This is a genomic window from Myxococcales bacterium (genome assembly GCA_016717005.1).
Classification (GTDB): domain Bacteria; phylum Myxococcota_A; class Polyangia; order Haliangiales; family Haliangiaceae; genus UBA2376.
Genome location: JADJUF010000001.1, coordinates 604755 through 630455 on the forward strand (window position 1 = coordinate 604755; position 25701 = coordinate 630455).

Sequence of the window (25701 nt, forward strand, 5' to 3'; positions counted from 1 at the left end):
CGACCGCGACCGGAACCGGAACCGGAGCCGGAGCCGGAGCCGGAGCCGGAGCCGGAGCCGGAACCGGAACCGGAACCGGAGCCGGAACCGGAGCCGGAGCCGGAGCCGGAGCCGGAGCCAGATCCGGCGGCCGCGGGGACCAGGCACGCACGGGACCCGCGCCGCCACCCGCCCGGTGCGACCACCACCGGCGTCACGCACCGGGTGCGGGATCAACCCGCGCCCGCGCCACGCCACCCCGCCCGGTCGCGACCACCGCACCCGCGCGTCACGCACCGGGTGCAGGGATCAACTCCGCGCCCGCGCCACGTCACCCCGCCCGGTCGCGACCACCGCACCCGCGCGTCACGCACCGGGTGCAGAGATCAACTCCGCTCCCGCGCCACGCCACCCCGCCCGGTCGCGACCACCGCACCCGCGCGCCACGCACCGGGTGCAGAGATCAACTCCGCGCCGCCTCCCGCGCCACGCCACCCCGCCCGGTCGCGACCACCGCACCCGCGCGCCACGCACCGGGTGCAGAGATCAACACCGCGCCTCCCGCGCCACGCCACCCCGCCCGGTCGCGACCACCGCACCCGCGCGCCCCGCACCGGGTGCAGAGATCAACACCGCGCCGCCTCCCGCGCCACGCCACCCCGCCCGGTCGAGACCACCGCACCCGCGCGTCACGCACCGGGTGCAGGGATCAACGATCGAGTCAGAACATCCAGCTGCTCGGGAACAGGCCCATCACCAGGACCGTCACCGCGCACAGCGCCATCGTGAACGTCAGGCCGGCCGACCTGGTCGGCGCGATCTCGCCGGGCGCGTCCTTGAAGTACATCGCGGTCACGATGCGCAGGTAGTAGTAGATGCTGACCGCCGAGTTGACGACGCCGACGATCGTGACCCACAGGAGCTGCTGGTCCTGGGCGTCCATCGCGCTCTTGAACACGTACCACTTGGCGAAGAACCCACCGGTGGGCGGCATGCCGCCCAGGGACAAGAGGCACACCGTCATGGCCAGCGCCGCGGCCGGGTGCTTCGACGCGAGCCCCGCCCAGTCGTCGATGCTGAGCCGCTCGTTGGTCTTGTTGCCGACGTAGCTCACGACCGCGAACGCGCCCATGGTCGTCAGCGAGTACGCGATCAGGTAGTAGACCAGCGCGCTCTGGCCGCTGCTCGAGCCCAGGCCCATCGCGCACAGCCCGACCAGCAGCACGCCGCCGTGCGAGATCGACGAGTACGCCAGCATCCGCTTGATGTTGTCCTGGCGGATCGCGGCGATGTTCCCGACGGTGATCGTGATGCCCGCGATGACGATCAGCGGGGACGCCCAGCCGACCGCGCCGTACGGCAGCTTGTCGCCGCCCATGAACTGGCCGAACACCCGGATCATCGCGGCCACCGCCGCCACCTTCACGGCCGCGGCCATGAACGCGGTCACCGGCGTCGGCGCGCCCTCGTACGCGTCCGGCGCCCACATGTGGAACGGCACCGCCGCCACCTTGAACGCGAACGCGACCACCATCAGGAACATGCCGACGGTGAGCAGCGCCAGGTTGCCCGACACCAGGTGCTCGCGCACCGCCACCAGGCTGGTCGAGCCGGTCGCGCCATAGACCAGCGCCATGCCGTAGACCAGGAACCCGGTCGCGAACGCGCCCATCAGGAAGTACTTCATCGCGGCCTCGTTGCCGCGGCGCGAGCGCCGGCGCAACGCCGTCATCACGTAGACGCCGACCGACATGGTCTCGATGCCGATGAACACCGTCGCCAGGTGGGACGCGTGCGCCAGCATGATCATGCCGCTGCCGGCCAGGAGCAGGATGCCGAAGTACTCGCCGATGGCCCAGTCGTGGGCGCGCATGTGGGCCGGCGCGACCAGGGCCGCCAGCGCGATCGTCACCGACAGCAGCGCCGACAGCACGTAGCCCAGGCGATCGGCGACCAGCATCTCGCCGTACAGGTAGCGGTGCTGGCCCGGCTCGAGGTGCCGGTACAGCACGACCGACGCGACCGCCGCGGCCACGCCGCCGGCGACCGCCATCGCGGCCAGGGCGGTCCGATCACGCCCGGTGTAGAACGCCTCGGCCAGGACCAGCAGCAGGCCGGTCAGCACCAGGATCAGGAGAGGCGCGATGTAGAGGGTATCCCCCGTCGCGAAGTTCACGGCTGACCTCCGACCTTCTGCTGGGGCGCGGCCTGAGCGCCCAGGCGCCGGGCGACGTCATCGAGCCGGTCCGCGGCGCCGTCGAGCTGCGCCTTGAGCTCGGTCGGCGACAGGTCGGCGCCGACCATCCGGGCGGGCCCGTTCGGCAGCGCCAGCTTGGCGTGGTACTCGGACAGGAACGCCTTCACCGACGGCTCCATCTTGGCGAGGAACGGCCTCGGGAAGAACCCGAGCACGACGATCAGCACGCACAGCGGGATCAACACGATCTTCTCGCGCCGGTCGAGATCGGGGAGGTCCCCGTTCTTGGCCTTGTCGAGCGGGCCGAAGAACACCTTCTGGAACATGAACAGGAGGTAGATCGCGCCGAGGATCACGCCGGTCGTGGCGATCGCCGCCAGCAGCCGCGGCGCCGGCAGGTAGTGCGGCCAGTTGCTCGGGAAGGTGTCGGCGGCGTTGAACGTCCCGAACAGCGACAGGAACTCGCCGACGAACCCCGACAGGCCCGGCAGGCCGGCCGAGCCCATGACGATCAGCAGGTACAGGCCGCTGAACAACGGCATCTGCTTCCAGATGCCGCCGTACTCCGACAGCCGCCGGGTGTGGCGGCGCTCGTACAACATGCCGATGCCGAGGAACAGGCCGCCGGTGGTGAGGCCGTGCGAGAGCATCGCGTAGATCGAGCCCTCGATGCCGGACACCGTCAGCGAGAACAGGCCCAGCGCGCAGAACCCGAGGTGCGACACCGACGAGTACGCGACCAGCTTCTTGACGTCGTCCTGCGCGAACGCGACCACCGCGCCGTAGATGATGCCGATCACCGCCAGGATCGCGATGTACGGCGCCAGCACCGCGGCCCCGTGCGGGAACAGCGGCATGGCCAGGCGGATGAACCCGTAGATGCCGAGCTTGAGCAGCACGCCGGCCAGGATCACCGAGCCGGGCGTCGGCGCCTCGACGTGGGCGTCGGGCAACCAGGTGTGCAGCGGGAACAGCGGGATCTTGATCGCGAACGCCAGCGCGAACGCGGCGAAGCACCAGACCTGCGCGTCGTGCGGCAGGACCAGCTGCCCCAGGCCGAGCTTCTGGCCGGTCGCGGTGATGTGGACCAGCTCGGTGGTGTAGATGCCGGTGACCTGGCCGTGCTGGACGTACAGGTAGAAGATCGCGACCAGCATCAAGAGCGAGCCGACCATCGTGTAGATGACGAACTTGATCGACGCGTAGAGCCGGCGCTGCCCGCCCCAGATGCCGATCATCAGGTACATCGGGATCAGCATCAGCTCCCAGAACACGTAGAACACGAACAGGTCGAGCGACACGAACGCGCCCAGCATGCCGGTCTCGAGCACCAGGAACGCGGCCACGAACTCGCGCACGTGCTTGCCGATCGACTTGGTCGCCGCCAGGAGCGTCACCGGCGTCAGGAACGTGGTCAGCAGCACCAGCCACAGCGAGATGCCGTCGATGCCGGTCTTGAAGTGGATGCCGAGGCTCGACACCCAGGTCGCGTCGGTCACCATCTGGTAGCCGCTGGCCTTGTCGTCGAAGTAGCGCAGCACCAGGAGCGACAGCAGGAACGTGACGGTCGAGACCACGAGGCCGACGCCGCGAGCGATCGCGCCCTCGCCGCGCGGGGTCAACATCACGAACAGCGCGCCGAGCAGCGGCAGCGCCAGGATCAGGGGCAGCACGAAACTCCCAGCGCTGGTCATTGGACACCTCCGGCCGGAGCCGTGGCCGGTGTCGTGGGCGCGCGCAGCGTCACCTTCCGGGTCACGCGCGCCAGGTTCTTGGGCGTGCCGTCCTTGGCCTTGTCGCCCCACACCGGGTCGACGACGAACAAGGTCACGCGGCTGCCGACGTCGCCGGGCAGCTTGACCACCACCGGCGCGGTCTCGCCCGGATCGGGCTGACCGTCGCCGTCGAAGTCCCACTGCACCGCGGCGCCGGTGCGCAGGCCGTGGCCGGGCTCGGCCCGGAACTCGATGCCGCCCGGGACCTCCCGGTAGCTGAAGCTCGGGTGGTCACCGCGCGAGGTCAGAAAGAAGATCGCCGCGGCGCCGAACACGATGCCGACCAGGTAGCGCTGGACCTGGCCGTTCTGGATCCAGCGCGCGATGCGCGAGAACGTCGACATCGCCAGGCCCACGCCGTTGACCAGGACGGTGTCGATCATGAAGCGATCGACGATCTCGAACGTGCCCCGGGCCAGCGCCCGGAACGGCTTGACCAGCGCCAGGTCGTAGAGCTCGTCGACCCAGAGCTTGTGCTTGGACGCCTCGTACAGGCCCTTGCCGGCGCCAGCCGTGAACCGCTCGACCGCCTTCGACGGGCCCTTGCCGTAGAGCGCGTAGGCCAGGCCGATGCCGGCCAGCCCGACCGCGCTCGCCGTGATCAGCAGCGCGATCGTCGTGCCCTTGGCCAGGTGCAGCTCCATCGGCCGCGTCGACAGCCCGACCCAGTTGGGCAGGAAGTGCAGGACGTCCCCGGCGGTGCCGCCGACGTGGATGATGTGCGGGATGCCGATGAAGCCCGAGATCAGCGCCAGCGCGGCCAGCACCATCAGCGGGCCGGTCATCGCCAGCGGCGACTCGTGCGGGTGCGCGACCTGCGCCTTGCCGCGGTACTCGCCCTCGAACACGAGGAAGTACAGGCGCCACATGTAGAACGCCGTGCCGAGCGCGGCCACGGTCAGGCCGCCCCAGAGCATCTTGCCGTAGAACACCGGCCAGCCGTCGTGGTGCGAGGCCCAGGCCCCAGCCAGGATCTCGTCCTTCGAGAAGAAGCCCGAGGTCAGCGGCACGCCGGCGATCGCCAGGCAGTAGATCAGGAACGTCCACCGGGTGATCGGCATGTACTTCTTGAGCCCGCCCATGATGCGGATGTCGCCCGAGCCGTCCATGCCGTGCATGACCGAGCCCGCGCCCAGGAACAGGCCGGCCTTGAAGAACGCGTGGGTCATCAGGTGGAAGATGCCGGCGCTCCAGTTGCCGGTGCCGACGCCGACGAACATGAAGCCGAGCTGGCTGACCGTCGAGTACGCCAGCACCTTCTTCAGATCGGTCTGGGCGAAGGCCATGAACGCGGCCGCGAGCGCGGTCAGCATGCCGACCGTGGCCACGACCGCCATCGCGGTGGTCGACGACGCGAACAGGAACGACATCCGCGCGACCATGTAGACGCCGGCGGTGACCATCGTCGCGGCGTGGATGAGCGCCGACACCGGCGTCGGGCCGGCCATGGCGTCGGGCAGCCACACGTACAGCGGCAGCTGCGCGCTCTTGCCGGCGGCGCCGATGAACAGCAGGATCCCGGCGGCGGCGGCGAGGCGCTCGTCGAACCAGAACTTCTGCTCGTAGATCTCGGGGTGCGCGGTCGCGACCTCGCGCAGCATCTTGAAGTCGAGGCTGGCGCCGCCGTCGACCTTGTGGGTCGCCCACCACAGGAGGAACATGCCCAGCAGGAACGCGAAGTCGCCGATGCGGTTGACGACGAAGGCCTTGCGGCCGGCGGTCGCGAACGCCTCGTTCTCGAACCAGAAGCCGATCAGCAGGAACGAGCACAGCCCGACGCCCTCCCAGCCGATGAACATGACCGGCATGTTCGCGCCCAGGACCAGGATCAGCATCGCGCCGGTGAACAGGTTCAGGTAGCCGAAGTACGCCGCGTAGCGCGGCTCGTGCTCCATGTAGCCGGTCGAGTAGATGTGGATGAGCGTCGAGCAGAACGTGACGATCAGGATCATCACGCTCGCGAGCGCGTCGAGCCGGAACGCCAGGTCGACCCGGAGGTCGCCGGCCTGGATCCAGGTCCAGAGGTGCTCGTGCAGCTCGAACACGCCGCGCTTGCCGTCGTGGGCCCAGACGCCGTAGGCCTCGCGCAGCGGGCCGGCGACCAGGTACAGCGCGGTGAAGAACGAGGCCGCGACCGAGGCCACGGCGATGAAGTGGACGGTCTGGCGCGACAGGCGCTTGCCGAGGACCAGGTTGAGGAACGCGCCCGCCAGCGGCAGGAACGGGACGACCCAGAGGAACTTGACGGTATCCATGGTCTGGGCGGCCTAGTGCTTGAGGATGTTCATGCGTTCGACGTCGATGTGACGCCGGCCGCGGAAGATCGCGACGACGATGGCCAGCCCGACCGCCACCTCGGCGGCGGCCACGGCGATCACGATCATCGCGAACGAGTGCCCACCCATGTCGCCGTGCATGCGCGCGAAGGTCAGGATGGTGAGGTTGGCGGCGTTGAGCATCAGCTCGATGCTCATCATGATGATGAGCACGTTGCGGCGGAACAGCACCCCGCCGACGCCGATGGCGAACAGCACGGCCCCGAGCACGAGGAAGTGCCCGTAGCCGACCTCGGACAGCACCTGCGACAGGTCCGGCATCAGTGGCCTCCTGCGCCCGCGGCGGGCGCGTCGGCGGCGGGCTCGTCGTCCTTGAACGGTCGCGCGATCGCGATCGCGCCGACCACGGCGATCAGCAGCAGGATCGACACCGCCTCGAACGGGAACAGGTAGTCGTTGAACAGGTTCCAGCCGACCGCGGCGGTCGAGCCCCAGTCGTCGCCGAACGCGGTCTTGGCCGGCGCCGCGTTCTGGACCGCGGTCACCCGGGACGGCACGTCGACCAGCACCGACCCGATCCGGGCGACCAGGTAGACCATGGCCAGGCCGGCCAGGGCCTTGCCGGCCCGCCCGGTGGCCGGCATGGGCTCGGCCTCGGGCTTGTTCAAGATCATGATCACGAACACGAACAGCACCATGATCGCGCCGGCGTAGACCAGCATCTGGATGATCGCCAGGAAGTGGGCGTAGAGCAGCATGTACAGCGCCGCGAGGGCGAAGAACGTGCCGACCATGCCCATCACCGCGGTGACCATGTTGCGGCGGGTGATCACGAACAGCGAGCCGAGCACGGTCAGGGCCGCGAAGCCCCAGAACGCGAACGCCATGCCGGCGCGCGTGCGCTTGCCGGCGACGTTGGTCGGCGCGCCCGCCGGCGGCGACTGGACGCTGTCGCGCTTCGAGACGGTCTTGCCCGCGGTCGTGGCCGCGCGCGGCGGCGTGAAGTCGGGCGCGGGCGTGGTCTGCGCGTCGACCGGCGCCGGCGCGCCCTGGCCGTAGGCCGGCCCGACGAACAGCATCAGCGCGACCAGGACGACCCCGGCCAGCGCCACCAGCGGCCGCGCCAGCGCCGCGAACACGGACGAGCTACGCGGGCTCATGCTGCCGCTCCGGTGCGCGCGAGCTTCGCCTCGAAGTCGGCGCGGAACTTGGTGAGGAAGCCGAGCATCGGCCAGGCCGCGGCGTCGCCGAGCGCGCAGATCGTGTTGCCGGCGATGCCGTGGGCGATCGACGCCAGCAGGTCGAGGTCGCCGGGCTTGCCCTGGCCGAACGCCACCCGGCGCGCGACCTTCTCGAGCCAGCCGGTGCCCTCGCGGCACGGCGTGCACTGGCCGCACGACTCGTGGGCGTAGAACTTCATGATCCGCCACACCGCCATCGGGATGTCGGTGGCGTCGTCCATGACGACGATGCCGCCCGAGCCGGCCATCGTCCGCAGCGCGCGACCGCCGCCCAGATCGAACTGCCGGCCAGGGGCGACCTCGACCGGCCTGATCCGCTCGTCGGTCATGAGCGCGTCGAACTCGCACGGCACGTCGAGCTCGTCGTCGCTCATCGGCGGCATCGAGCTGCCGCCGGGGATGACGGCCTTGACCTTGCGGCCCTTCCACACCCCGCCGCAGACCTCGTCGATGATCTGCCGCATCGTGATCGTCATCGGCAGCTCGTAGACGCCGGGCTTCTCGACGTGGCCCGACACGCACACGATCCGGGTGCCGCCCGAGCGGCCCGGGCCGAGCGCCGCGAACCAGGCGCCGCCCTTGTCCACGATGAACGGCACGTTCATCAGCGTCTCGACGTTGTTGACGATGGTCGGCTCGTCGAACAGGCCCTTGATCGCCGGGAACGGCGGCTTGAGCCGGGGCTGGCCGCGCTTGCCCTCGAGCGAGTTGAGCAGCGCCGTCTCCTCGCCGCAGATGTACGCGCCGGCGCCGCGGTGCACCGTCAGGTGGCACGCGAAGCCCGAGCCGAGGATGTTGTCGCCGAGGTAGCCGCGGGCGTAGGCCTCCTCGACCGCCTTGGCGAGCACCGCGTACTCGCGCATCATCTCGCCGCGGATGTAGATGTAGTTGTGCGTGGCCTTGAGCGCGTAGGCCGAGATGACCATGCCCTCGATGAGCAGGTGCGGATCCCAGTACACCAGCTCGCGGTCCTTGCAGGTGCCGGGCTCGGACTCGTCGCAGTTGCACACGAGGTGCACCGCCTGAGCGTCCTTGGGCACGAAGCCCCACTTGACGCCGGTGGCGAAGCCGGCGCCGCCGCGCCCGCGCAGGTTCGAGGCCTTGACCTCGGCCGCGATGTCCTCGGGCTTCATGCCCAGGGCCTTGCGCAGCACCTGGTAGCCGCCGAGCTTCTCGTAGCCGGCCAGGGTCTTGGCGTCGTCGTTGCCGAACCTCGCGGTGACCAGCTTGGTCACGTCGTTCCACTGGCTCATACGACCTCGCCTTCCGGCCGCGGCTTGGCGCGCAGCTCGTCGAGGATGACGTCGACGTCCTTCGGCTCGACGTCGAGGAAGTAGCGGGTGCCGCAGATCACCGCGGGCGCGTTGGCGCAGGCGGCGATGCACTCCTCCTCGACGATCGTGAAGTCGCCGGCGGTGCCGCCCTTCTTGACGCCCAGCCTCTTCTCGAAGGCGGCCAGGACGTCGTAGGCGCCGCGGAGCATGCACGAGATGTTCGTGCACACGCGCAGGATGTTCTTCCCGGCGGGCTCGCGCCGGAACATGGTGTAGAAGGTCGCCACTCCGTAGACGTGGGCGTACGGCAGGTCGAGCGTGCGCGCGACCAGCTGCAGGGCGTCGTCGGAGAGGTAGCCATGTTCCTTCTGCGCGAGGTGTAGCGCCGCCAGGACCACCGGCTTGGGGGTCGGGTAGCGCTCGCGCAGGGCGGCGATCTTCTTGTGGGCGTCGGCGGAGAATTCTAGTGACATCGGCCAGTTGCCCTCTGCCCGGGCTCGAGCGGGCGCGAACATACGGACCTGACCTACCTCAGTCAAGAGTGCCCCCCCGCCAAGTCGGTGCCACGACACGAGATCGCACTCCCGGTCGGCCCGCCGCGCCGCGGGTGCGATCGCCGCGCCACCTATTAATACGTGGCCCTGCCGTGGCCGCCGGGGGTTGTGGTACCTGAGGCCGCCATGGCTGACCACGCCACGCCCGCCGACCTGACCCGGATCGAGAAGTTTGCGATGCGCCTGGCCGCCGTCACCAACGAGCACCCGGTCGGCAAGGTCCTGCAAGATCACTTCCTGCGGGGGATCACCTACCCCTGGGTCCGGCTGGGCATGGCCCAGCGGTGCTTGTTCGAGGGCATCGACGACATCGTCAACCTCGCGCCTGACCGCGGCCTGCTCATCGCGTCGAACCACCGCAGCTTCTTCGACCAGTACTCCCTGCTGCTGGGCCTGTACCTGGCGCGCACGCCGTGGATCCGGTCGATCAACTTCCCGGTGCGCTCGAACTTCTTCTACGAGCAGCCGCTGGGCATGCTCGTCAACTGGGGCGTCGCCGCCGGCGCGATGTACCCGCCGGTGTTCCGCCAGCGCGAGCGCACGGCGGCCAACAAGGCCACGGTCGAGAAGCTGGTCGAGATGCTCGCCAACCCCGGGGCGGTGGTCGGGGTCCACCCCGAGGGCACCCGCAACAAGGGCAGCGACCCGTACGAGATGCTGCCGGCGATGCCCGGCATCGGCCAGATCGCGCTGCAGGCCAAGCCGATCGTGATCCCGGTGTGGATCGGCGGCCTCTACAACGACTTCATCAGCGAGTTCCGCACCAACTACAAGGCCGACATCCGGCGCGAGCGCCCGGTGATCGCCATCTTCGGCCGGCCCATCGACTACAGCGAGTACCTGGCGCAGAAGCCGCGGCCGGCGCTCTACAAGAAGTGCGCGGACCTGTTCCGCAACGAGATCCTGGCGCTGTCCACGCGCGAGAAGGAGCTGCGCGCGCGGTGCAAGGCCGGGGAGATCGCCGACGACGACCCCCGCTGGATCGTCAACCGCGATCACGATCGCCTGTACGCGCGCAAGGGCTGAGCCCGCGCGGGCCGTCAGCCGCGCGCGCGCGCGGCCGGCAGGGCGTCGCCGCCGACCCCGGTCGTGCGGACGATCTGCCAGAACGCGCCGACCAGATCCGCGACGATCGCGCCGACCACCAGCCCGGCCGCGAGCCTGAGGTTGCCGGCCGCGAGGTGGCGCCAGCCGACCACCTGGATCGCGGCCAGGCCCAGCCCGCGCTTCCAGGCGCGGGCCGAGAGGTGCGCGGTGCCGTGCTGGAGCGTCAGCCCGACCAGCGCCGCCAGCAGCACGCGCTTGTTGCGCCCGAGCCGGGTCAGCGTGTCGACCGGCGAGCGGACCAGCGCCCCGCCCGGCTCGACCTCGTCGGCGCGGGGCGCGGTGTCGTCGGCCGGGATCTCGTCGTCGGCCAGCGCCCCCTCGCCGCCCTCGCGCAGCTCGCGGATCAGCTCGAGCGCGTCGTCGGCGTCGTCGCGATCGACCCAGACGTCGATCGAGATCGCGGCCGCGCCCAGGCCGACCATCGCCGCGTGGTGCTCGCCGCCGATGTACACCGCGACGTCGTGGGCGGTCAGGACCGCGCGCACCAGCGCCGCCTCGGCGCTGTCGCGGCAGGTCGCGATCCGGACCCGGCGGTCGGTCACGGCACCAGCTTGTAGCCGAGGCCGTAGACGGTGAGGATGTGGCGCGGGTTCTTCTGGTCTTCCTCGAGCTTGCGCCGCAGCTTGACGATGAAGTTGTCGACGGTGCGGTTGGTCGAGGCCGCCGAGACGCCCCAGACCTTGTCGAGCAGCTCCTCGCGCGACACCGCCTCGTCGGCGCGCTCGCGCAGGAGCTTCAGCACCTCGAGCTCGTAGAAGGTCAGGCGCTTGCTCTGGCGGCCCCGGGTCAGCGTGTGCTTGCGGGCGTTGACCGTCCACGGGCCGATCGCGAACGACTCGTCGGTGGCGGCCAGGCGGCTCTGGCGCCGGAAGATGGCGTTGATCCGGGCGATCAGCTCGGCCACCGAGAACGGCTTGGTGACGTAGTCGTCGGCGCCGGCGTCGAGCCCGCGGACCTTGTCGGCCTCCTGGGCCTTGGCGGTCAGGATGATGATCGGCACGACCGGGTCGCGCGCGCGCAGCGCCTCGCACACGCGGTAGCCGTTGTCGTCGGGCAGCATCAGGTCGAGCAGCACCAGATCCGGCAGCCACTCGGCGGCCGCGATCAGCCCGTCGGCGCCGGTGCCCCGGGCCTCGACGGTGAAGCCCTCGAACGACAGCGCGTCGCGCAGGCCCCGGACGATGTCGGGCTCATCCTCGACGATGAGGATCCGCTTGCTGGCTTCGGTCACCACGCGGGCCAGTGATACCACGCCCGCGCGATCATCCGGGCGCGGCCGGGATCGTGATGGTGAAGGTGGCGCCGGCGCCCGGCGTCGAGGCGACCGCGACCCGCCCGCCGTGGGCCCGGGCGATGTGCTCGACCAGCGCCAGGCCGATGCCGGAGCCGCGGATCGGGCGCAGGCGCACCGCCCGGGCCCGGTAGAACCGCTCGAAGATGCGGACGTGCTCGTCGGCCTCGACCCCCGGGCCGAAATCGCGCACCGCGATCGCGACCTCGGCGGCACCGCCGACCGTGATCACGATGCGCTGGCCCTCGGCGGCGTACTTGATCGCGTTGTCGATCAGGTTCAGCACCGCGAGCGTCAGCGCGTTGCCGTCGATGCGCGCGCTCGGCAGCTCGGGCGCGATCTCGAGCTCGGCGGTCATGTGGGCGTTGGCCAGGCGGTGGGTCGACAGCTCGACCGCGCGGGCCACGACCTCGCCGACGTCGCCGTCCGCGAACTCGTAGACGTCGACGCCGCGCTCGATCTTCGCGAAGTCGAGGACGTTGTCGATCAGCCGGGCCAGCCGCACGCTCTCGCGCCAGATGACGTCGGCGTACTCGGTGGCCTGCTCGGGCCCGCGCACCCGGCCCAGCGCCAGCATCTCGCCGAACATGCTGATGATCGACAGCGGCGTCTTGAGCTCGTGCGACACGTTCGAGATGAACTCGCTCTTGAGCTCGTTGGCCTTGCGCTCGCGCCGCATCGCCAGCAGCAGCACGCCCAGCCCCGACGTGATGACCGCGAGGGCCAGGCCGATCAGCACGAAGTCGATCAGCTTGCGGCGGCCGCGGGCGGCCTGGGTCGGGGCGTCGCGCTGGGTCACGCGCAGGCTCCACTGTGACACCGTGTCGACGAACGGCAGCTCGACCACCGCGCTCGAGTCGCGGAACGGCACGCCGTAGACCAGCTCGCCCGCGGCGTCGACCACCTGGTACAGGCGCGGCGAGCGGACGCCGAAGAACTGCGGGAACACCGACGCCACCAGGTGGTTCAGGTCGGTCTCGACGACCACGTAGTAGACCTTGCCCTGGGCCCGGCTCCGGACGAACGAGAAGAGGTACGGGCGGGCGCCGATGATCTGGTGGACGTGCCCGCGCTGGCCCTCGGGCAGCGTCGCCAGCGGCAGCGTCGGGACCACCGTCTCCTCGAAGAACGCCAGGAACGACAGGCCCTCTTCGGCCGCCCGGCTCGAGACGTAACCGCTTGGAAGAACTTTGAGATCAGGCCCGAGCACGAACACCGACGCCACCGGCGCGGCGAACGTCCGCACGATCTGGGCGAGGTCCGGCAGCCGGTCCGGGTCGATCGTCGCGAACAGCTTCTCGTCCGCCTCGACGATCGGGCTCTCGATGCCGATGATCTTCTCCTCGGCCAGCTCGCGCATGGTGTCGGCGATCAGGGCCCGCTCCCGCGACGCCGCCTCGGCGGTGTAGCTGTAGCCGTAGTAGGCCAGCGCCGAGGCCGAGGCCAACACCGCGAAGATCAAGGCGTTGATCGCGAGGATGCGGCGCACCGGCGGCGGGTTATAGCGCGGGTGGGATCTTTTGGGGCGATCTTCTAAGTGGGTATGGTTGCTAGCAATCGCGCCGTGTGTTAGGACGCTAGCTGACTCGCCGCGGCCATCCGGAGTGGGGCACGGATGAACGCATCGGGTGAGTTTTTTCAGTAACTTAGAATCTCAAACGGCGCCGCGGCGTCCTGATAATTCGCCCCCACGTGCAAAGCCAAGGAAGGCTGGGATGGACTCCATCTTCGACGAAGACGTGGACGAGGTCGGTGGCGAGATCGAGGCGTATTGTCCATCCCCGCGCTGCAAGGCGGACACGACCCACACGATCATCAGCATGTACGAGGACGAGGTTCGTCGCGTGCAGTGCGTGGTCTGTGGCGAGGTCCACGCGTACCGCAAGCCCCGAGGCGATGCCCCGGAGGAAGGGAGCGCGGAGCCGTCAGGGCGGAAGCCCTCGACGTCGCCCCGGATCTCCTGGAAGGACGCCGTCAGCCGTGCGACCGAGGCCGATCTGGGCAACTGTCGCTCGTACTCGATCCGGGACACCTACGAGATCGGCGACGTGGTCGCGCACCCGAAGTTCGACATCGGCTTTGTGATCGAGCTCTTGCCCGACAACAAGGTCGCGATGGTGTTCCGCAACGAGGCGGACCCGCGCATCCTGGTGCACAACCGCGTCGACCTGGCCCAGCAGATGCCCGGGATCAGTGAGATCCCGGCGCCGCGGGACGTGAAGAAGAAGAAGCGGCCCAAGAAGAAGGACGACGACGCCCGGCCCGTGATCATCCGCTCCGAGAGCGACATCGAGGGCGCGCTGACGAAGGCCCGCGGGTCCGCCGCGGCGCGGACCGAGGAGGGTCAGCGCGTGGTCACGACCCGGCTGGCCGAGGAGAAGAAGAAGTCCAAGCCGGTCAAGGGCAAGGCGGTCAAGGTGGCGCCGGTCGCGAAGGCGGCGCCCACGGTGAAGGCGCCCGCGGTGAAGGCGCCCGCGGTGAAGGCGCCCGCAGCCAAGGCGGCCAAGGCGGCCAAGGCCCCCGCCAAGCCGCCCGCGAAGAAGCCGGCGCCCGCGAAGAAGCCGGCGCCCGCGAAGAAGCCGGCGCCCGCGAAGAAGCCTGCGCCTGCGAAGAAGGCGGCGCCCGCGAAGAAGCCGGCGCCTGCGAAGAAGGCGGCGCCCGCGAAGAAGGCGGCGCCCGCGAAGAAGCCGGCCGCCAAGAAGGCCGGCAAGAAGAAGTAGCGCCGGGGGGGCGGCCGCCGCGTCAGGTAGCGCGCGGCAGCAGCACGGTGAACTCGGTGAAGACCGACTCCTCGGAGTCCACCGTGATGAGCCCGCCGTGCAGCTCGACCAGGCCGCGGGCGATGAACAGCCCCAGCCCGGCCGAGTCGGGGCCGGCCGAGGTGTGGTGCTTGGCGGGCTGGACGTCGGTGAACGGCTCGAAGATCCGGTGGCGATGGGCCGCCGGGATGCCGATGCCGTTGTCGCGGACGCGCAGCCGGGCCCAGTCACCGGCGAACACCGCGACCGGCGCGTCGTCGACGGTGACCGTGATCGTGCCGCCGTCGGGGGTGTAGCGGATCGCGTTGGACACCAGGTTGACGATGATCTGGTGGATCTTGTCGGGGTCGGCCGAGATCGGGCGGATCGGCGCGAGCGAGGCGGTCACCGACTGGTGCTTGCGATCGGCCAGCGGCCGCAGCTCGGTGGTGGCGTCGGACGCGATCTCGCCGAGGTTGACCATCGCGCGGACCAGCCGCGCGCGCCCGGCCTCGAGCCGCGAGAAGTCGAGCATCTCGTCGACGAGGCGCTTGAGCCGGTGGGCGTTGCGCTTGAGCGACGCGACCGGTCGCTCCTGGGCGTCGTCGAGCGGACCGAACTTGCCCTCGACCAGGAGGTCGAGGTAGCCGACGATGCTGACCAGCGGCGTGCGCAGCTCGTGGGCGACGATCGAGATGAACTCGGCCTTGAGCTGGCTCTGGCGCTCGAGCTCGGCGTTCTTGCGCAGGAGCTGGGCCTCGGACTCGGCCAGCGCGCGCGTGCGCTGCCGGACGATCTGATCGAGGTTGCCGGTCAGGGCCTCGAGCTCGGCGCGCTTCTCCTCGAGCTCGCGGGTGCGCCGCTCGATCTGCTGCTCCATCCGCGCCGCGACCTCGAACAGCTCGGCCTGGGACGGCTCGAGCGCGCGCCGCTCGGTGCGGGCGATCAGGACCTCGACCGTGCGGCGGGCGGCGCGCAGCTCGGCCTCGAGCATCGCCACGTCGGGCTCGGCCAGCTCGGCCGGCTCGGCCGGCGGCGACGCCGGCGGATCGCCGGTGCTGGCGCGACGGCGGCCCGGGCGCTTCACGGCGCCGCCTCGGCGCCGATCGCCAGCGCCACCAGCGTGTGGTTGACCAGGAGCGGCCCGAACTGCTCGCCGAAGCTGTCGAAGCCGAACACCGGCGCGTCGGCGTAGACCCGATCGAGCGCGTCGCGGGTGCGCTTGCGCTCGGCCTCGAGGTTGCGCGCGGTGCAGGAGAACGCGAGCACCAGCTCGAGCGGCCCGACCTGGGCGTGCGCATCGGCGAGCGCGGCCGCGGTGCGGGCCACGAGATCGCTCGGCCGCATGATCCGGAGCACCGCGCCGAGATCGACCGCGGCGGCCATGACCAGCTCGTCGCCGTCGATGTCGCGGATCGAGCGGACGTAGGGCCGACCGTCGACGTACATCGCGAACGGGAACTCGGCGGCCAGCGCGGCCGTGAGCGGGCCGTCGGCGCCCTGCCCGCGCACGAGCTGGAGGTAGCGCGGGGCCGCGGGGAACCCGTCGAGCTCGGACACCCGCCGCCGGCTGGGGTCGGCGCCGGTGACCACGACCCGCTCCTGGGTCGGCACCATGTGCTCGCACAGGAGCGCCGCGAACGGGCGATCGGTCTCGAGCATGATCACCACGCCCGCGTCCTGCAGGCTGAGCCCGTCGGCGAACACCGCCGCGTGCGGCGCGCCGGCGCGATCGTCGGACGACACGCCCCCGACCATGCCGATGCGCGGCGCCGCCGCGCCGCTGCCCAGGCAGAAGCCCTCGGCCGCGGTCGAGTGGCCGTCGACCAGCGCGATCGCGACGTGGCGCTGGCTGGTCAGCTGGTCGACCGTCATGCCGAGGTCGGCCGCGGCCGCCACCACCGCCGCGCGCCCGGCGCCGAGCGGGCCGCCGGCCAGCCGCGCGGCGACGCCGACGCCGATCCGGAACGCCGGCGGGCCGAACACCAGCCCGATCGCGGTGCCCGCGACCGAGGCGCCCGCGACCTCGCGCACCGACGTGCAGCCGACCACCCGGGCCGGGGCCAGGGCCCGCGCCAGCGCCGCCGCGACCGCCACCGGATCGAGGCGGCTGGTCACGAACACCAGCACCACCTCGCCGGCGACCGGCGCCAGCCGGGCGCGCAGCTCGGCGGCGACCTGCGCCGCCGACTCGGCCGGCACGACGGCGCGGCGGATCGTAGGCGCGACGCTGGCCACGAGGTCATCACACCACAGCCGGTCGGCGCTGTCTCGCGGCGATTCGTCCGGGGTGCGCGGCCGAAAAGTTGCCCGCGGACGCTTCCCGTCGCTTCCATAAGGGCATGGAGAAGCTCTGCAGCGTCTGCGGACAGTCGTTCCGCCCCGCCTTCGTGTACCAGGTCGCCGTCACCGGGGACGGTCAGCGCGGCTACTACTGCTCGCTCGACTGTCGCAAGGGCGGCCTCGGCGACGAGGCCTTCCGGGCCCAGCGCGCGCGTCGGGTCGCGGTGCTCAACCAGAAGGGTGGCACCGGCAAGACCACGACCTCGGTCAACCTCGCCGCGGGCATCGCCGAGCGCGGCCACCGCGTGCTCCTGGTCGACACCGACGCCCAGGGCAACGTCGGCGTGTCGCTGGGCGTGGCCGGCGAGAAGTCGCTGTACCACGTGCTGGTCGAGGGCATGGATCCGACCGAGGTCGCGGTGCCGGTCCGCCAGCACCTCGACGTGATCACCAGCGACGCGACCCTGGCCGCGGCCGAGATCTGGCTGGCGCGCCAGGAGCCGGCGCAGCGGTCGCGGATCATGACCAAGCGCCTCAACCTGATGCAGGTGTCGCGCCGCTACGACTACGTGTTCATCGACTGCGGCCCGTCGCTCAACCTGCTCAACCAGAACGCCCTGTCGTACGCCGACGAGGTCGTCATCCCGGTGACCTGCGACTACCTGGCGCTGGTCGGCGTCAAGCAGGTGCTGCGCACGATCAAGGACGTCGAGCGCCACCTCGGCCACGCCGTCCGGGTGTCGGCGGTGCTGCCGACGTTCTACGACGGCCGCACCCGCCTCGCGCGCGAGGTCTACGAGACGCTGCAGGGCCACTTCAAGCAGAAGTGCCTCGAGCCGATCCGCATGAACACCAAGCTCGCCGAGGCGCCCAGCCACCGCAAGAGCATCTTCGAGTACGCGCCGCAGTCGCACGGCGCGGCCGACTACAACCGCGTCGTCGACTGGCTCCTGGCCTCGTCGGCGACGCAGCACCAGACGACCGGCGACGCCACGGTCGCCGCGTGAGGTCGCCCATGAAGGAAGACAAGCTGCTCGCGCACGATCCGCTGGCCGACGCCGAGCTGATCCTGCGCGAAGACTTCTACGGACGCGCCGCCCCGGCGGACGCGCCGCCGCGCCGCCGGCGCGCCGAGGCGACCAAGCGGCCGACCCACTACAAGGTCATCTGCATCTCGATGTACACGCGCGACATCGAGGAGCTCGACGCCAAGGTCGCCGAGCTCAAGCGCCGCGGCTGGACCAAGGCCAACAAGAGCCAGCTCATCCGGCTGGCGCTGGCGCAGCTCGATCTCGATCAGCTGCCGGTCCCGCGCCAGTAGCGGGCCGCGGGCACCGCCGCGCGGGCACCGCCGCGGGGCACCGCGGCCGCGGCCATCGCCGTCACGGCGCGGGCCCAGCGCGGGCCCAGCGGCGCGGGCCCAGCGGCGCGGGCCCAGCGCGGGCCCAGCGCGGTCACAGCGGCGCGGTCACAGCGGCGCGGTCACAGCGGCGCGGTCACAGCGGCGCGGTCACAGCGGCGCGGTCACAGCGGCGCGGTCAGCACGAGCTGCGCCGCGTGATCGCGGATCATCTTCACGACCAGATCGTTGACGGTGTCGCCGCGCTCGATCCCCTCGAGGTAGTGGCCGGCCAGGTCGAGGTACTCGCGGTAGCGGCCCGCGAACGCCGCCGCGTCGAGCTTCTGGATCAGGTGGCCCTGGTGCTTCACGAACGCGCCGACCGCGACGTCGCCGACGGCGGCGTGGAAGCGGTCGAGGTAGTCGGCGTAGTCGCGATCCGGGTCGATCATGGCGGGGCGGAGCTTACTCGATCGGACCGGCGCCGCGGGCGGGGGCCGGTCGCTGTCAGAACGTGCGGGCGAGCCCGACGGTGACGACGTGGTTCTTGTCGACCCGTTCGGCCGCGTTCGAGCCGGTGCCGCGGTTCGAGGGCCCGGTCCAGGCGGTCTTGGCGTAGCCGAACCGGTAGGCCGCCTCGAGGTTCCACGCCGGCTTCCACGCGTAGGCGCCGGTCAGCCCCGCCATCAGGCCCATGGCGCCGTCGAGGGCGCCGTCCTCGTTGCCCTGGGTCTGGCTGCGGGTGCCCGGGTACACCAGGTCGAGGGCGGCGGCGACGCCGATCGTCGGGGTCAGCCGGGGCATGGTCACGCTGGCGCCGATCGCCGGGCCGCGGAACGTCTCCGACGGGATGTTGGCGGCGTTCATCAGGTTCGACATCGACAGGATGCCGACGTGGTACCCGACCCGGCCCCAGACGACGGTGCCCCGGCGATCGCGCAGGTCGTAGCCGCCGATGACCCGCAGGTCGACGTCGTGGGTCTTGAAGCCGATGTCCTCGCTGCCGTAGCGGATGCCGGGCGTCGCGACGCACCCGAGGTACTCGACGCCGCCGCCGAGGAAGTAGTCGCGCTTGTACGCGTACGCGACCTCGACGCCGAGGTTGACGCTGATCGCCGTCGAGCCGAGCTGGTACCGCGCCAGCGGATTGGCGGCGGGGCCGTCCGACGTGAAGGTGCCGCCGAGGCTGGCGAAGCCCAGCCGCGCCTTGGTGAAGATCTGGCGCGCCACCCGCGGCGGCCGCGCGTCGGCGTCGGCGACGTCGTCGGCCCGCACGAACCCGGCGTCGTCGTCGAACTCGACCCGGACCCAGTCGGCGTCGCGCTCGAGCACGATCAGCCGGGCGCCGCGCCGCAGCGTCCGGCTCGACTTGGCCTTGCGCGACGCGCGCGGGTAGAGCTTGGTCCGGGGCGCCGTCACCACCACCATCGCGACCGCGTCGACGTCGTCGTCGCCCCGATCGCGCTCGTCGCAGTCGTCGCAGTCCTCGTCGTCGCCGCCGCCCTTGTCATCGTCGCGCCCGCGCGCCGTGCCGCCGCCGCGATCGCCCTGGTCATCGCCGGCGTCGCCGTCGTCGGGATCGGTCGCGTCGGCCCCGACCCGATCCTCGGGCGCGCCGTCGCCCCAGCCGCGCCGGGTCGAGCGGCCATCGACGAACGGGCGCCGCCGGGTGTTGCGGGGCACGTCGTCGTCATCGAGCGAGGTGACGTTGGACCGGGTGATCCAGCCGGTCCGGCCGTTGACCCGGACCTTGAGCCAGCGGCCCTCGGTCTTGAGGACCTTGAGCGTCGTGCCCTCCGCCACCTTGGTCACGACCCCCGACTGTTCCCCGGTGTTGCGGTAGACCTTGACCCGGTCGGTCGTGCGGACGCGCTCGGCGTGGGCCACCGAGCCCCCCAGCAGGGCGGCAGCGGCGACCAGGACGACGGCGGCGCCCCGGGACAGGCGGGCGAGATCGACACGCGGCATGCCGCTATTCTCCTACAACCTTCGTGCCGAGGCAGGTGGCAACCTCGATCGAAGGCGTAACTGACCAGAATCACGAAAGCGCGCCGCGAGATCCGCGCCCCGCCTGGGGGGCGGTCCCCCAGGGCTGGCGGCGCCAGCGAAGTCCGGGGAGGGGAGGATCGACGGGCGACGTCCGTACTAGGAACGCGATATCATCGGCGCAGGAGCCCGCCCGCATGTCCCAGAGCAAAGTGAATCAGAAGAGCTACGCCGTCGGCAGGTTCGGGCTACAGCTCGAAGAGGACGGCGGTTCGCCCATCGATGTGTCGTCGTACCTGAAGAACGTGGAAGGCGGCCTGCCCAAGATCGAGTCCACCAAGGAGCAGGTGGGCTCATTCAACCAGCCCCGCAACCACCTGGCGACCCGCACCGTCGAGCCGATCACGTTCGAGGTCGGCCTGTGCCAGGCCAACCCGCTGCTGAAGTTCGTCCAGAACGTCATCAACAACCGGGTGCACAAGCGCCTCAGCGGCCACATCTTCCACGCCGACGCCAACTCGAAGTCGCGCTTCGAGCAGGAGTTCGCGCGGGCGCTCGTCACCGAGATCGCGTTCCCGGCCCTCGACGCGGCGGGCAAGGACCTGGCGCTCCTCAAGGTCAAGGTCCAGCCGGAGACGGCCTCGTTCAACGTCGGCTCGGGCCAGGCCATCCCGATGGGCGTCGAGCGCGCGCAGAAGGTCTGGCAGAACAACTCGTTCCGGCTCGAGCTCGAGTCCAACGGGACCAAGTTCGACTGCACGCACGCCACCAAGATCGAGGCGCTCACGGTCACGATCGGGGCCAAGGCGGTCCAGCGCGGGCGCTTCCTGCTGCCGGAGTACATGCCGACGCAGGTCAAGATGCCGAAGCTGTCGATCCACGTGCCGCTGCACCACGCGGGCAGCCTGATCGACTGGTTCCGCAACGTCGCGAACTCCGAGGCGAGCAAGACCGACGGCGCCGGCGGCTACGAGGCCACCGGCTCGCTGACCTACCTCGACACGACCACGAGCAAGGATCTCTACCACATCACCTTCGAGGGCCTCGCGCCCGAGCAGATGACGATCGTGAAGTCCGAGGGCGGCAGCGCCACGCTCAAGACCTGCAAGTTCGACTTCTACCTGACCAACATGCTGCTGAACGTGTGAGCCGCTGGAGGTGCGGCGACGATCGTCGCCGCGCCAGCACCAGCCGTTGGGGGAGCCGATGGGGGGACAGGTGGTGGCACGCCGCGGGCGGCGCCCGCGCTGGGCCCGGTCGGGCGCCCGAGGGCGAGCCCACCGTCGTCGGCTCGACCGCCGTGCACGGCGGGTCAGCGACGCCACATGCCGCCGAGCGCGAGCCCGGCGGCGCAGGCCGCGACGCCGCAGACCACGGTGACGGTGACGTAGGCGGTGACGGCGAACCACGCGCGGCGATCGATCAGCTCGACGGTCTCGAGCGCCAGGCTCGAGAACGTCGTGAACCCGCCCAGGAAGCCGGTGGCGAGGACGACGCGCTCGCGCCCGCCGTCGGGCCGTGACGCGCACACCGCGACGACGAGCCCGATCAGCGCGGCGCCGACGAGGTTGACGACCAAGGTCCCCCACGGCCACCGGCCCGACACCGGGGCCAGCGCCGACGCCACCGCGTAGCGACCGAGCGAGCCGAGCCCGCCGGCCACCGCCACGCCGACCGCGAGCCCGGGGCTGATCATGACGCCGCGACCCACAGATCGTAGAGCACGTGGGCGTAGACCGCGTGGGCCAGCGACCGCCACCAGAACACCGCGGTGAAGCCGAGCCCCGCGACCGCGCGGAACACGAACGCCCGCGCCGCCCACGGCTCACCGCCGAGGTGATGGGCGGCCGCGAACACGAGCGCCGAGATCACCGCGGCGGCCGCGAGCGCGACCTGGGGGCGCAGGCCGGCCCGGCGCGCGAGCGCGGCGCAGCCCGCCACGCCGATCAACCGGAACACCAGCTCCTCGTGGACGCCGGCGCCGATCGCGCCGATCACGGTGTCGGCGCCGAGCCCAGGCAGGTGGGCGACGACGAACCACACCACCGTCGCCAGGGTGCAGGCGTAGATCGCCGCCTCGACCACCACCGGCGCGATCACCGCCACGCGCACGACGTCGGCGCGCCGGTGCCGGCGCAGCCACCAGAGGTAGCCGAGCGCGAGCGCCGCGTAGGCGAGCAGGTAGCGGCCGCGATCGTGCCCGCACGCCCACCACAGCCCACGGCTGGCGCCGTCGACCGCGTTCACGCGCAGGGTCATCGCGACCCCGATCCCATAGGCCAGCACCAGCGGGAACACCAGCGCCAGGCTGGTGCTCAGCTCGCCGTGGCCGGCCCAGCCCACGCGCGCGCGGCGCCGCGTCATCGGCGCCGACCTCCTCGCCCGCGCCGCGTCGGCGCCTGGCGCCGCGTGCGCACCGCCGGGGCGTCGTCGGGCGGACGCACCGTGACGACCACCGCGCGCGCGGGCACGACGACCCGCGCGATCACGCGCGCGACCGCCGCGGCGTCGACCGCGGCCAGCGCGGCGGCGCGCGGCGGCGCGCCGGTGAGCTCGGCGAGCGCCAGCTCGTCGGCGTCGCGGGCCGAGCTCGGGAGCCGGCGGGCCGCGACCACGGCCCGGGCCGCGGCCACCGCGGCGTCGCTCGGCGGCCGCGACGCCAAGGCCGCGAGCGCCGCGCGGACCTCGGCCACCAGCGCCGCGCGATCGGGTGGGTGCGCGAACACGATCGCGAGGTAGCCCGCGTCGAGCGTGTCGGCCACGGCGACCCGGGCGGTCCCGCCCGCCGACGGCAGCGCGAGCGGCCCCCCGCCCGTCGCCAGCAGCGCCGCCAGCACGTCGAGCGCGGCGCGATCGGGATCGCCCGCGGCCAGCGCATCGAAGCCGACCAGCACGGCGCTGTCGTCGGCGCGGCCGTCGATGAACAGCTCGGCGCCGCCGGGCCTCGGCGCGCGGCCGGGCGCGCGCGGCGTCGGCGCGACGCCACCGTCGCCGCCACCGTCGCCGGCCACGGCCGCGACCAGCTCGTCCAGCTCGAGCGGGCCGACCGCGGCGATCGCCGTCGGCGCGTGGGCCCGCCGCTGGCCCCACCACGCGGCGACCTCGTCGGCCGCGGCCGGCCGCGGCGCGGCGGCGCTGACGTCGTGGACCAGCGCGTGGTCGCCGTAGGTCGCGCGCGCGAACGCGGTGAGGGCGCGCCGGATCGGGCTGTCGGCGACGGCGGCCGCCAGCGCCGCCAGGCGCGCCCGATCGCGCTCGTGGCCAGCGGCGCCGAGGTCGGGCGCGCGGACGCAGGCCGCGATCGCGGCCACGCCCTCGCGCCAGGCCTCCCGGGCGAAGGTCGCGCGGACGCCGATCCGATCGCGCTCGACGACCACCTCGGCGCGACCGCCGGTGCCGTCGATCGCGTGGGCCTCGAAGCAGCGGGCGACCGCGGCGGCCGCCAGCGCGCCGAGCCGGTCGCCGTCACCGTCGATGGCCCACAGCCAGCGGAACGCGATCGCGGGCGCGTCGCGGCGCGCGACCACCAGCCGGGTCGCGCCGATCGATCGCCGCGTGGGCGCGCTCGGCGCCGGACGCGCCTGCCGCCGGGGCGCCGCGTGGCCGGCGCCGCGCACCTGCCGCTCGAGCGCGCGGGCCGCGGCGAGCACCTCGTCGAGCGGCGTGGCCGCCACGGCGGCGCGGTAGCGGTGGGGCCACCCGGCGTCGCCGACGACGTGGTGCGCCGCGGCGATCGCGCCGACCCAGCCGTCGGCGCCGGCGATCGGCAGCCGCGCCGCCGCCAGCCGCGCCGCGAGCCAGGCGTCGCGGTCGTCGGGCGCGGGCCAGCGCAGCAGCGCGCGAGCGTCGACCAGGAAGCAGCCCGACGCCAGGGTCGCGCCGACCGCGGCGGCGGCGATGGCCGCGGCCGGGGTCGCCGGATCGGTCGGCGCCGGCCCCGGCAGCACCAGCCGCGCGCGCCCGCGGACCGCGCGGCGGGTCGTCGAGCGGACCCGGGCCCGGCCAGCCCAGGGCCCGAGCCACGCCGCCACCTCCTCGGGCTGGAACCGGCCGTGGACCACGACGGTCGCGCGCTGCGCCCGCCAGGCCCGGCGCCAGTGGCGCTCGACCTCGGTCGCGGTCACCTCGCGGGTCCGGCCGGCCCCGGCCTCGGCCGCGACCGCGCGCCGTTCGTGGGCGAGCACCACCGGCTCGGCCCGCGTGGCGGTGATGGTCCGCCAGATCGGCCCCAGCGCGCCGGCGAGGTCCTGGGCCACCGCCCGGACGATCGTCGCGTCGGGCGTGACCCGGCCGTCGACGACCGCGGCGCCGGCCTGGGCGATCGCCACGTGCTCGGCGAGGTGCGCGACCGCGTCCTCGGCGCCGCCCTGCCCGCCCCCGACCCAGGCCTCGGCGACCACGCCCCGCGCGCCCGGCTCGACGTGGGTGATCACGGTCAGGCCGCCGCGGGTGACGGTGGAGATCGCTGGCTCGCGGGGCTGCATGACACAGGCCGCGATCGCCGTCACCACGACGATCGCGCCGGTCCGGCGACTGTAGGCACGAGGCGACCAGCGGGGCACGTTTCCGGCAGCATACTCCGGGCGGCGCGACCGCTGGCGGGGTTACACTGGCACCATGGCCCGCTGGTCCATCCTCGCCTGCGCCATCCTGGCCGTCGCCTGCAGCGACGCCGACCCCGCCGACGTGGCCGGCACCTACACGATCGCGCTGACCAACCGCGACAACGGCTGCGCCATCGCCAACTGGACCGTCGGGCCGGTCGCCGGCACGGTGACGCTGGTCGTCACCCAGAGCGGCAGCTCGGCCTCGGGCGACGTCCAGGGCCTGGCCGGGACCGCGCTCGACGTGCTGGTCGGCGGCCACGTCTTCACGGGCGCGGTCGACAGCGCCGGCGTCGATCTCACGATCGTCGGGACCCGCGCGAACAGCCAAGGGGCGTGCGCGTACACGATCGACGCCGAGATGACGGCGGACCTCACGATCGACAACCTCGCGGGCTCGGTGATCTACCGCGCCCGCACCAACGGCGCCGCCGACTGCGGCGCGCTGACCGGATGCCAGAGCCAGCAGGACTTCGCAGGCGCACGGCCGCCGCGCTGACGCGGCGTCTACCGAGCGCCCAGCCCGAGCTGGACACGGCGCGGCTGCGGCTGCGCGGGCTGGTCGCGGCCGATGCCAGCGCGGTCGTCACGCTCGCCAGCGACGCCGCGGTGTCCGAGTACCTGCTGCACATGCCGCACCCGTACCCGCGCGCCGCCGCGGACGACTGGGTCCGCGAGGCGATCGACGACTGGCCCAGCGGCGGCAGCCCGACCTGGGCGATCGCGCGCCGGCGCGAGCCGACGATGATGGGCGTCGTGTGGCTGCGCTGGACGGCGCGCCACGCCCGGGCCGAGCTCGGCTACTGGCTCGGTCGGCGGCACTGGGGCCACGGCTACGCGCGCGAGGCCGCCGCCGCGGCGATCACGTTCGCCTTCGACGTGCTCGAGGCCCACCGCGTCCACGCCCAGCACCTCGACGGCAACGACCGCTCCGGCGCGCTCTTGCGCGCGGTCGGCATGACCTTCGAGGGCGTGCGCCGCGGGCACGTCAAGCGCGGCGCTCAGTTCCGCGACCTGCACGGCTACGCGATCGTCCGCGGCGATCGCGCCTGAGGCC

25 protein-coding genes are annotated in these 25701 nt (G+C 72.2%); 7 read left to right on the plus strand and 18 right to left on the minus strand.

Annotation, left to right across the window (positions count from 1 at the left end):
• Nucleotides 1–700: 700 nt before the first annotated feature.
• Genes IPL61_02565 through IPL61_02595 form a run of 7 tightly spaced genes read right to left on the minus strand, consistent with a single transcriptional unit; the run spans nt 701 to nt 9215 of the window.
• Entirely contained in the window at nt 701–2155 is a 1455-nt protein-coding gene (locus IPL61_02565) for an NADH-quinone oxidoreductase subunit N (GenBank protein MBK9030217.1), read from the minus strand.
• The gene (locus tag IPL61_02570; GenBank protein ID MBK9030218.1) at nt 2152–3870 is read right to left on the minus strand and encodes an NADH-quinone oxidoreductase subunit M; all 1719 of its coding nucleotides are present in this window, start codon (nt 3868–3870) and stop codon (nt 2152–2154) included. Before IPL61_02570 ends, IPL61_02565 begins: the two co-directional genes overlap by 4 nt.
• Entirely contained in the window at nt 3867–6206 is a 2340-nt protein-coding gene (nuoL, locus tag IPL61_02575) for an NADH-quinone oxidoreductase subunit L (GenBank protein ID MBK9030219.1), read from the minus strand. The genes IPL61_02570 and nuoL overlap by 4 nt, the downstream gene beginning before the upstream one ends.
• A gap of 12 nt (nt 6207–6218) precedes the next feature.
• The gene (gene nuoK, locus IPL61_02580; protein ID MBK9030220.1) at nt 6219–6548 is read right to left on the minus strand and encodes an NADH-quinone oxidoreductase subunit NuoK; all 330 of its coding nucleotides are present in this window, start codon (nt 6546–6548) and stop codon (nt 6219–6221) included.
• Complete coding sequence (locus IPL61_02585; protein ID MBK9030221.1) at nt 6548–7387, minus strand: NADH-quinone oxidoreductase subunit J; 840 nt, start codon at nt 7385–7387, stop codon at nt 6548–6550. Before IPL61_02585 ends, nuoK begins: the two co-directional genes overlap by 1 nt.
• Entirely contained in the window at nt 7384–8721 is a 1338-nt protein-coding gene (gene nuoF / locus IPL61_02590) for an NADH-quinone oxidoreductase subunit NuoF (protein ID MBK9030222.1), read from the minus strand. Before nuoF ends, IPL61_02585 begins: the two co-directional genes overlap by 4 nt.
• Nucleotides 8718–9215: an NAD(P)H-dependent oxidoreductase subunit E gene (locus IPL61_02595; GenBank protein ID MBK9030223.1), complete on the minus strand. Its 498-nt coding sequence runs from the start codon at nt 9213–9215 to the stop codon at nt 8718–8720. Before IPL61_02595 ends, nuoF begins: the two co-directional genes overlap by 4 nt.
• 207 nt (nt 9216–9422) lie before the next feature.
• Here IPL61_02595 and IPL61_02600 point away from each other — a divergent pair, with 207 nt between their 5' ends.
• The gene (locus IPL61_02600; protein MBK9030224.1) at nt 9423–10322 is read left to right on the plus strand and encodes a 1-acyl-sn-glycerol-3-phosphate acyltransferase; all 900 of its coding nucleotides are present in this window, start codon (nt 9423–9425) and stop codon (nt 10320–10322) included.
• A gap of 14 nt (nt 10323–10336) precedes the next feature.
• On the opposite strand, the gene IPL61_02605 is transcribed toward IPL61_02600, so the two are convergent.
• From IPL61_02605 to IPL61_02615, 3 genes are read right to left on the minus strand one after another with little or no spacing between them, the layout of a single operon-like run.
• Nucleotides 10337–10945 (minus strand): DUF2007 domain-containing protein, encoded by a 609-nt coding sequence (locus IPL61_02605; protein MBK9030225.1) that lies wholly within the window; start codon nt 10943–10945, stop codon nt 10337–10339.
• Nucleotides 10942–11646: a response regulator transcription factor gene (locus tag IPL61_02610; GenBank protein MBK9030226.1), complete on the minus strand. Its 705-nt coding sequence runs from the start codon at nt 11644–11646 to the stop codon at nt 10942–10944. Before IPL61_02610 ends, IPL61_02605 begins: the two co-directional genes overlap by 4 nt.
• A 19-nt stretch (nt 11647–11665) precedes the next feature.
• Complete coding sequence (locus IPL61_02615; GenBank protein MBK9030227.1) at nt 11666–13183, minus strand: HAMP domain-containing histidine kinase; 1518 nt, start codon at nt 13181–13183, stop codon at nt 11666–11668.
• Between the two features lie 226 nt (nt 13184–13409).
• Here IPL61_02615 and IPL61_02620 point away from each other — a divergent pair, with 226 nt between their 5' ends.
• Nucleotides 13410–14414, plus strand: coding sequence for a hypothetical protein (locus tag IPL61_02620; protein ID MBK9030228.1), 1005 nt, complete (start codon nt 13410–13412; stop codon nt 14412–14414).
• A 22-nt stretch (nt 14415–14436) separates the two neighbouring features.
• Here IPL61_02620 and IPL61_02625 read toward each other — a convergent pair whose 3' ends face one another.
• Together IPL61_02625 and IPL61_02630 are read right to left on the minus strand one after the other, a co-directional pair.
• Nucleotides 14437–15519 carry a HAMP domain-containing histidine kinase gene (locus IPL61_02625; GenBank protein MBK9030229.1) on the minus strand — a complete coding sequence of 361 codons (1083 nt, stop codon included), beginning with the start codon at nt 15517–15519 and terminating at the stop codon, nt 14437–14439.
• The gene (locus IPL61_02630) at nt 15516–16670 is read right to left on the minus strand and encodes an FIST C-terminal domain-containing protein (protein ID MBK9030230.1); all 1155 of its coding nucleotides are present in this window, start codon (nt 16668–16670) and stop codon (nt 15516–15518) included. Before IPL61_02630 ends, IPL61_02625 begins: the two co-directional genes overlap by 4 nt.
• A gap of 104 nt (nt 16671–16774) precedes the next feature.
• On the opposite strand from IPL61_02630, the gene IPL61_02635 reads away from it, so the two are divergent.
• Together IPL61_02635 and IPL61_02640 are read left to right on the plus strand one after the other, a co-directional pair.
• Nucleotides 16775–17722: a ParA family protein gene (locus IPL61_02635; GenBank protein ID MBK9030231.1), complete on the plus strand. Its 948-nt coding sequence runs from the start codon at nt 16775–16777 to the stop codon at nt 17720–17722.
• Nucleotides 17719–18036, plus strand: coding sequence for a hypothetical protein (locus IPL61_02640; protein ID MBK9030232.1), 318 nt, complete (start codon nt 17719–17721; stop codon nt 18034–18036). The genes IPL61_02635 and IPL61_02640 overlap by 4 nt, the downstream gene beginning before the upstream one ends.
• On the opposite strand, the gene IPL61_02645 is transcribed toward IPL61_02640, so the two are convergent.
• The 3 genes from IPL61_02645 to IPL61_02655 form a co-directional block, all read right to left on the minus strand.
• Complete coding sequence (locus IPL61_02645) at nt 18012–18173, minus strand: hypothetical protein (protein MBK9030233.1); 162 nt, start codon at nt 18171–18173, stop codon at nt 18012–18014. The genes IPL61_02640 and IPL61_02645 overlap by 25 nt on opposite strands.
• Nucleotides 18174–18239: 66 nt before the next feature.
• Complete coding sequence (locus IPL61_02650) at nt 18240–18506, minus strand: hypothetical protein (protein ID MBK9030234.1); 267 nt, start codon at nt 18504–18506, stop codon at nt 18240–18242.
• 55 nt (nt 18507–18561) lie between these two features.
• The gene (locus tag IPL61_02655) at nt 18562–20022 is read right to left on the minus strand and encodes an SH3 domain-containing protein (GenBank protein ID MBK9030235.1); all 1461 of its coding nucleotides are present in this window, start codon (nt 20020–20022) and stop codon (nt 18562–18564) included.
• 215 nt (nt 20023–20237) lie between these two features.
• On the opposite strand from IPL61_02655, the gene IPL61_02660 reads away from it, so the two are divergent.
• Nucleotides 20238–21188, plus strand: a complete 951-nt coding sequence (locus tag IPL61_02660) for a hypothetical protein (protein MBK9030236.1) — start codon at nt 20238–20240, stop codon at nt 21186–21188.
• A 164-nt stretch (nt 21189–21352) separates the two neighbouring features.
• Here IPL61_02660 and IPL61_02665 read toward each other — a convergent pair whose 3' ends face one another.
• Genes IPL61_02665 through IPL61_02675 form a run of 3 tightly spaced genes read right to left on the minus strand, consistent with a single transcriptional unit; the run spans nt 21353 to nt 24602 of the window.
• Nucleotides 21353–21736, minus strand: a complete 384-nt coding sequence (locus IPL61_02665; GenBank protein MBK9030237.1) for a CrcB family protein — start codon at nt 21734–21736, stop codon at nt 21353–21355.
• Nucleotides 21733–22404, minus strand: coding sequence for a CPBP family intramembrane metalloprotease (locus IPL61_02670; protein ID MBK9030238.1), 672 nt, complete (start codon nt 22402–22404; stop codon nt 21733–21735). Before IPL61_02670 ends, IPL61_02665 begins: the two co-directional genes overlap by 4 nt.
• Nucleotides 22401–24602, minus strand: coding sequence for a hypothetical protein (locus tag IPL61_02675; protein ID MBK9030239.1), 2202 nt, complete (start codon nt 24600–24602; stop codon nt 22401–22403). Before IPL61_02675 ends, IPL61_02670 begins: the two co-directional genes overlap by 4 nt.
• 55 nt (nt 24603–24657) lie before the next feature.
• Here IPL61_02675 and IPL61_02680 point away from each other — a divergent pair, with 55 nt between their 5' ends.
• Both IPL61_02680 and IPL61_02685 read left to right on the plus strand, forming a co-directional pair.
• Nucleotides 24658–25143, plus strand: a complete 486-nt coding sequence (locus IPL61_02680; protein MBK9030240.1) for a hypothetical protein — start codon at nt 24658–24660, stop codon at nt 25141–25143.
• Nucleotides 25098–25697: a GNAT family N-acetyltransferase gene (locus tag IPL61_02685; GenBank protein ID MBK9030241.1), complete on the plus strand. Its 600-nt coding sequence runs from the start codon at nt 25098–25100 to the stop codon at nt 25695–25697. The genes IPL61_02680 and IPL61_02685 overlap by 46 nt, the downstream gene beginning before the upstream one ends.
• Nucleotides 25698–25701 lie beyond the last annotated feature (4 nt).

Bases quoted from the DNA above. Each gene is read 5' to 3' on its own strand.
- IPL61_02570 (MBK9030218.1), bottom strand. From the start codon at position 3,870: ATGACCAGCGCTGGGAGTTTCGTGCTGCCCCTGATCCTGGCGCTGCCG.
- nuoL (MBK9030219.1), bottom strand. From the start codon at position 6,206: ATGGATACCGTCAAGTTCCTCTGGGTCGTCCCGTTCCTGCCGCTGGCG.
- nuoK (MBK9030220.1), bottom strand. From the start codon at position 6,548: ATGCCGGACCTGTCGCAGGTGCTGTCCGAGGTCGGCTACGGGCACTTC.
- IPL61_02585 (MBK9030221.1), bottom strand. From the start codon at position 7,387: ATGAGCCCGCGTAGCTCGTCCGTGTTCGCGGCGCTGGCGCGGCCGCTG.
- nuoF (MBK9030222.1), bottom strand. From the start codon at position 8,721: ATGAGCCAGTGGAACGACGTGACCAAGCTGGTCACCGCGAGGTTCGGC.
- IPL61_02595 (MBK9030223.1), bottom strand. From the start codon at position 9,215: ATGTCACTAGAATTCTCCGCCGACGCCCACAAGAAGATCGCCGCCCTG.
- IPL61_02600 (MBK9030224.1), top strand. From the start codon at position 9,423: ATGGCTGACCACGCCACGCCCGCCGACCTGACCCGGATCGAGAAGTTT.
- IPL61_02620 (MBK9030228.1), top strand. From the start codon at position 13,410: ATGGACTCCATCTTCGACGAAGACGTGGACGAGGTCGGTGGCGAGATC.
- IPL61_02635 (MBK9030231.1), top strand. From the start codon at position 16,775: ATGGAGAAGCTCTGCAGCGTCTGCGGACAGTCGTTCCGCCCCGCCTTC.
- IPL61_02650 (MBK9030234.1), bottom strand. From the start codon at position 18,506: ATGATCGACCCGGATCGCGACTACGCCGACTACCTCGACCGCTTCCAC.
- IPL61_02655 (MBK9030235.1), bottom strand. From the start codon at position 20,022: ATGCCGCGTGTCGATCTCGCCCGCCTGTCCCGGGGCGCCGCCGTCGTC.
- IPL61_02660 (MBK9030236.1), top strand. From the start codon at position 20,238: ATGTCCCAGAGCAAAGTGAATCAGAAGAGCTACGCCGTCGGCAGGTTC.
- IPL61_02665 (MBK9030237.1), bottom strand. From the start codon at position 21,736: ATGATCAGCCCCGGGCTCGCGGTCGGCGTGGCGGTGGCCGGCGGGCTC.
- IPL61_02670 (MBK9030238.1), bottom strand. From the start codon at position 22,404: ATGACGCGGCGCCGCGCGCGCGTGGGCTGGGCCGGCCACGGCGAGCTG.
- IPL61_02680 (MBK9030240.1), top strand. From the start codon at position 24,658: ATGGCCCGCTGGTCCATCCTCGCCTGCGCCATCCTGGCCGTCGCCTGC.
- IPL61_02685 (MBK9030241.1), top strand. From the start codon at position 25,098: ATGCCAGAGCCAGCAGGACTTCGCAGGCGCACGGCCGCCGCGCTGACG.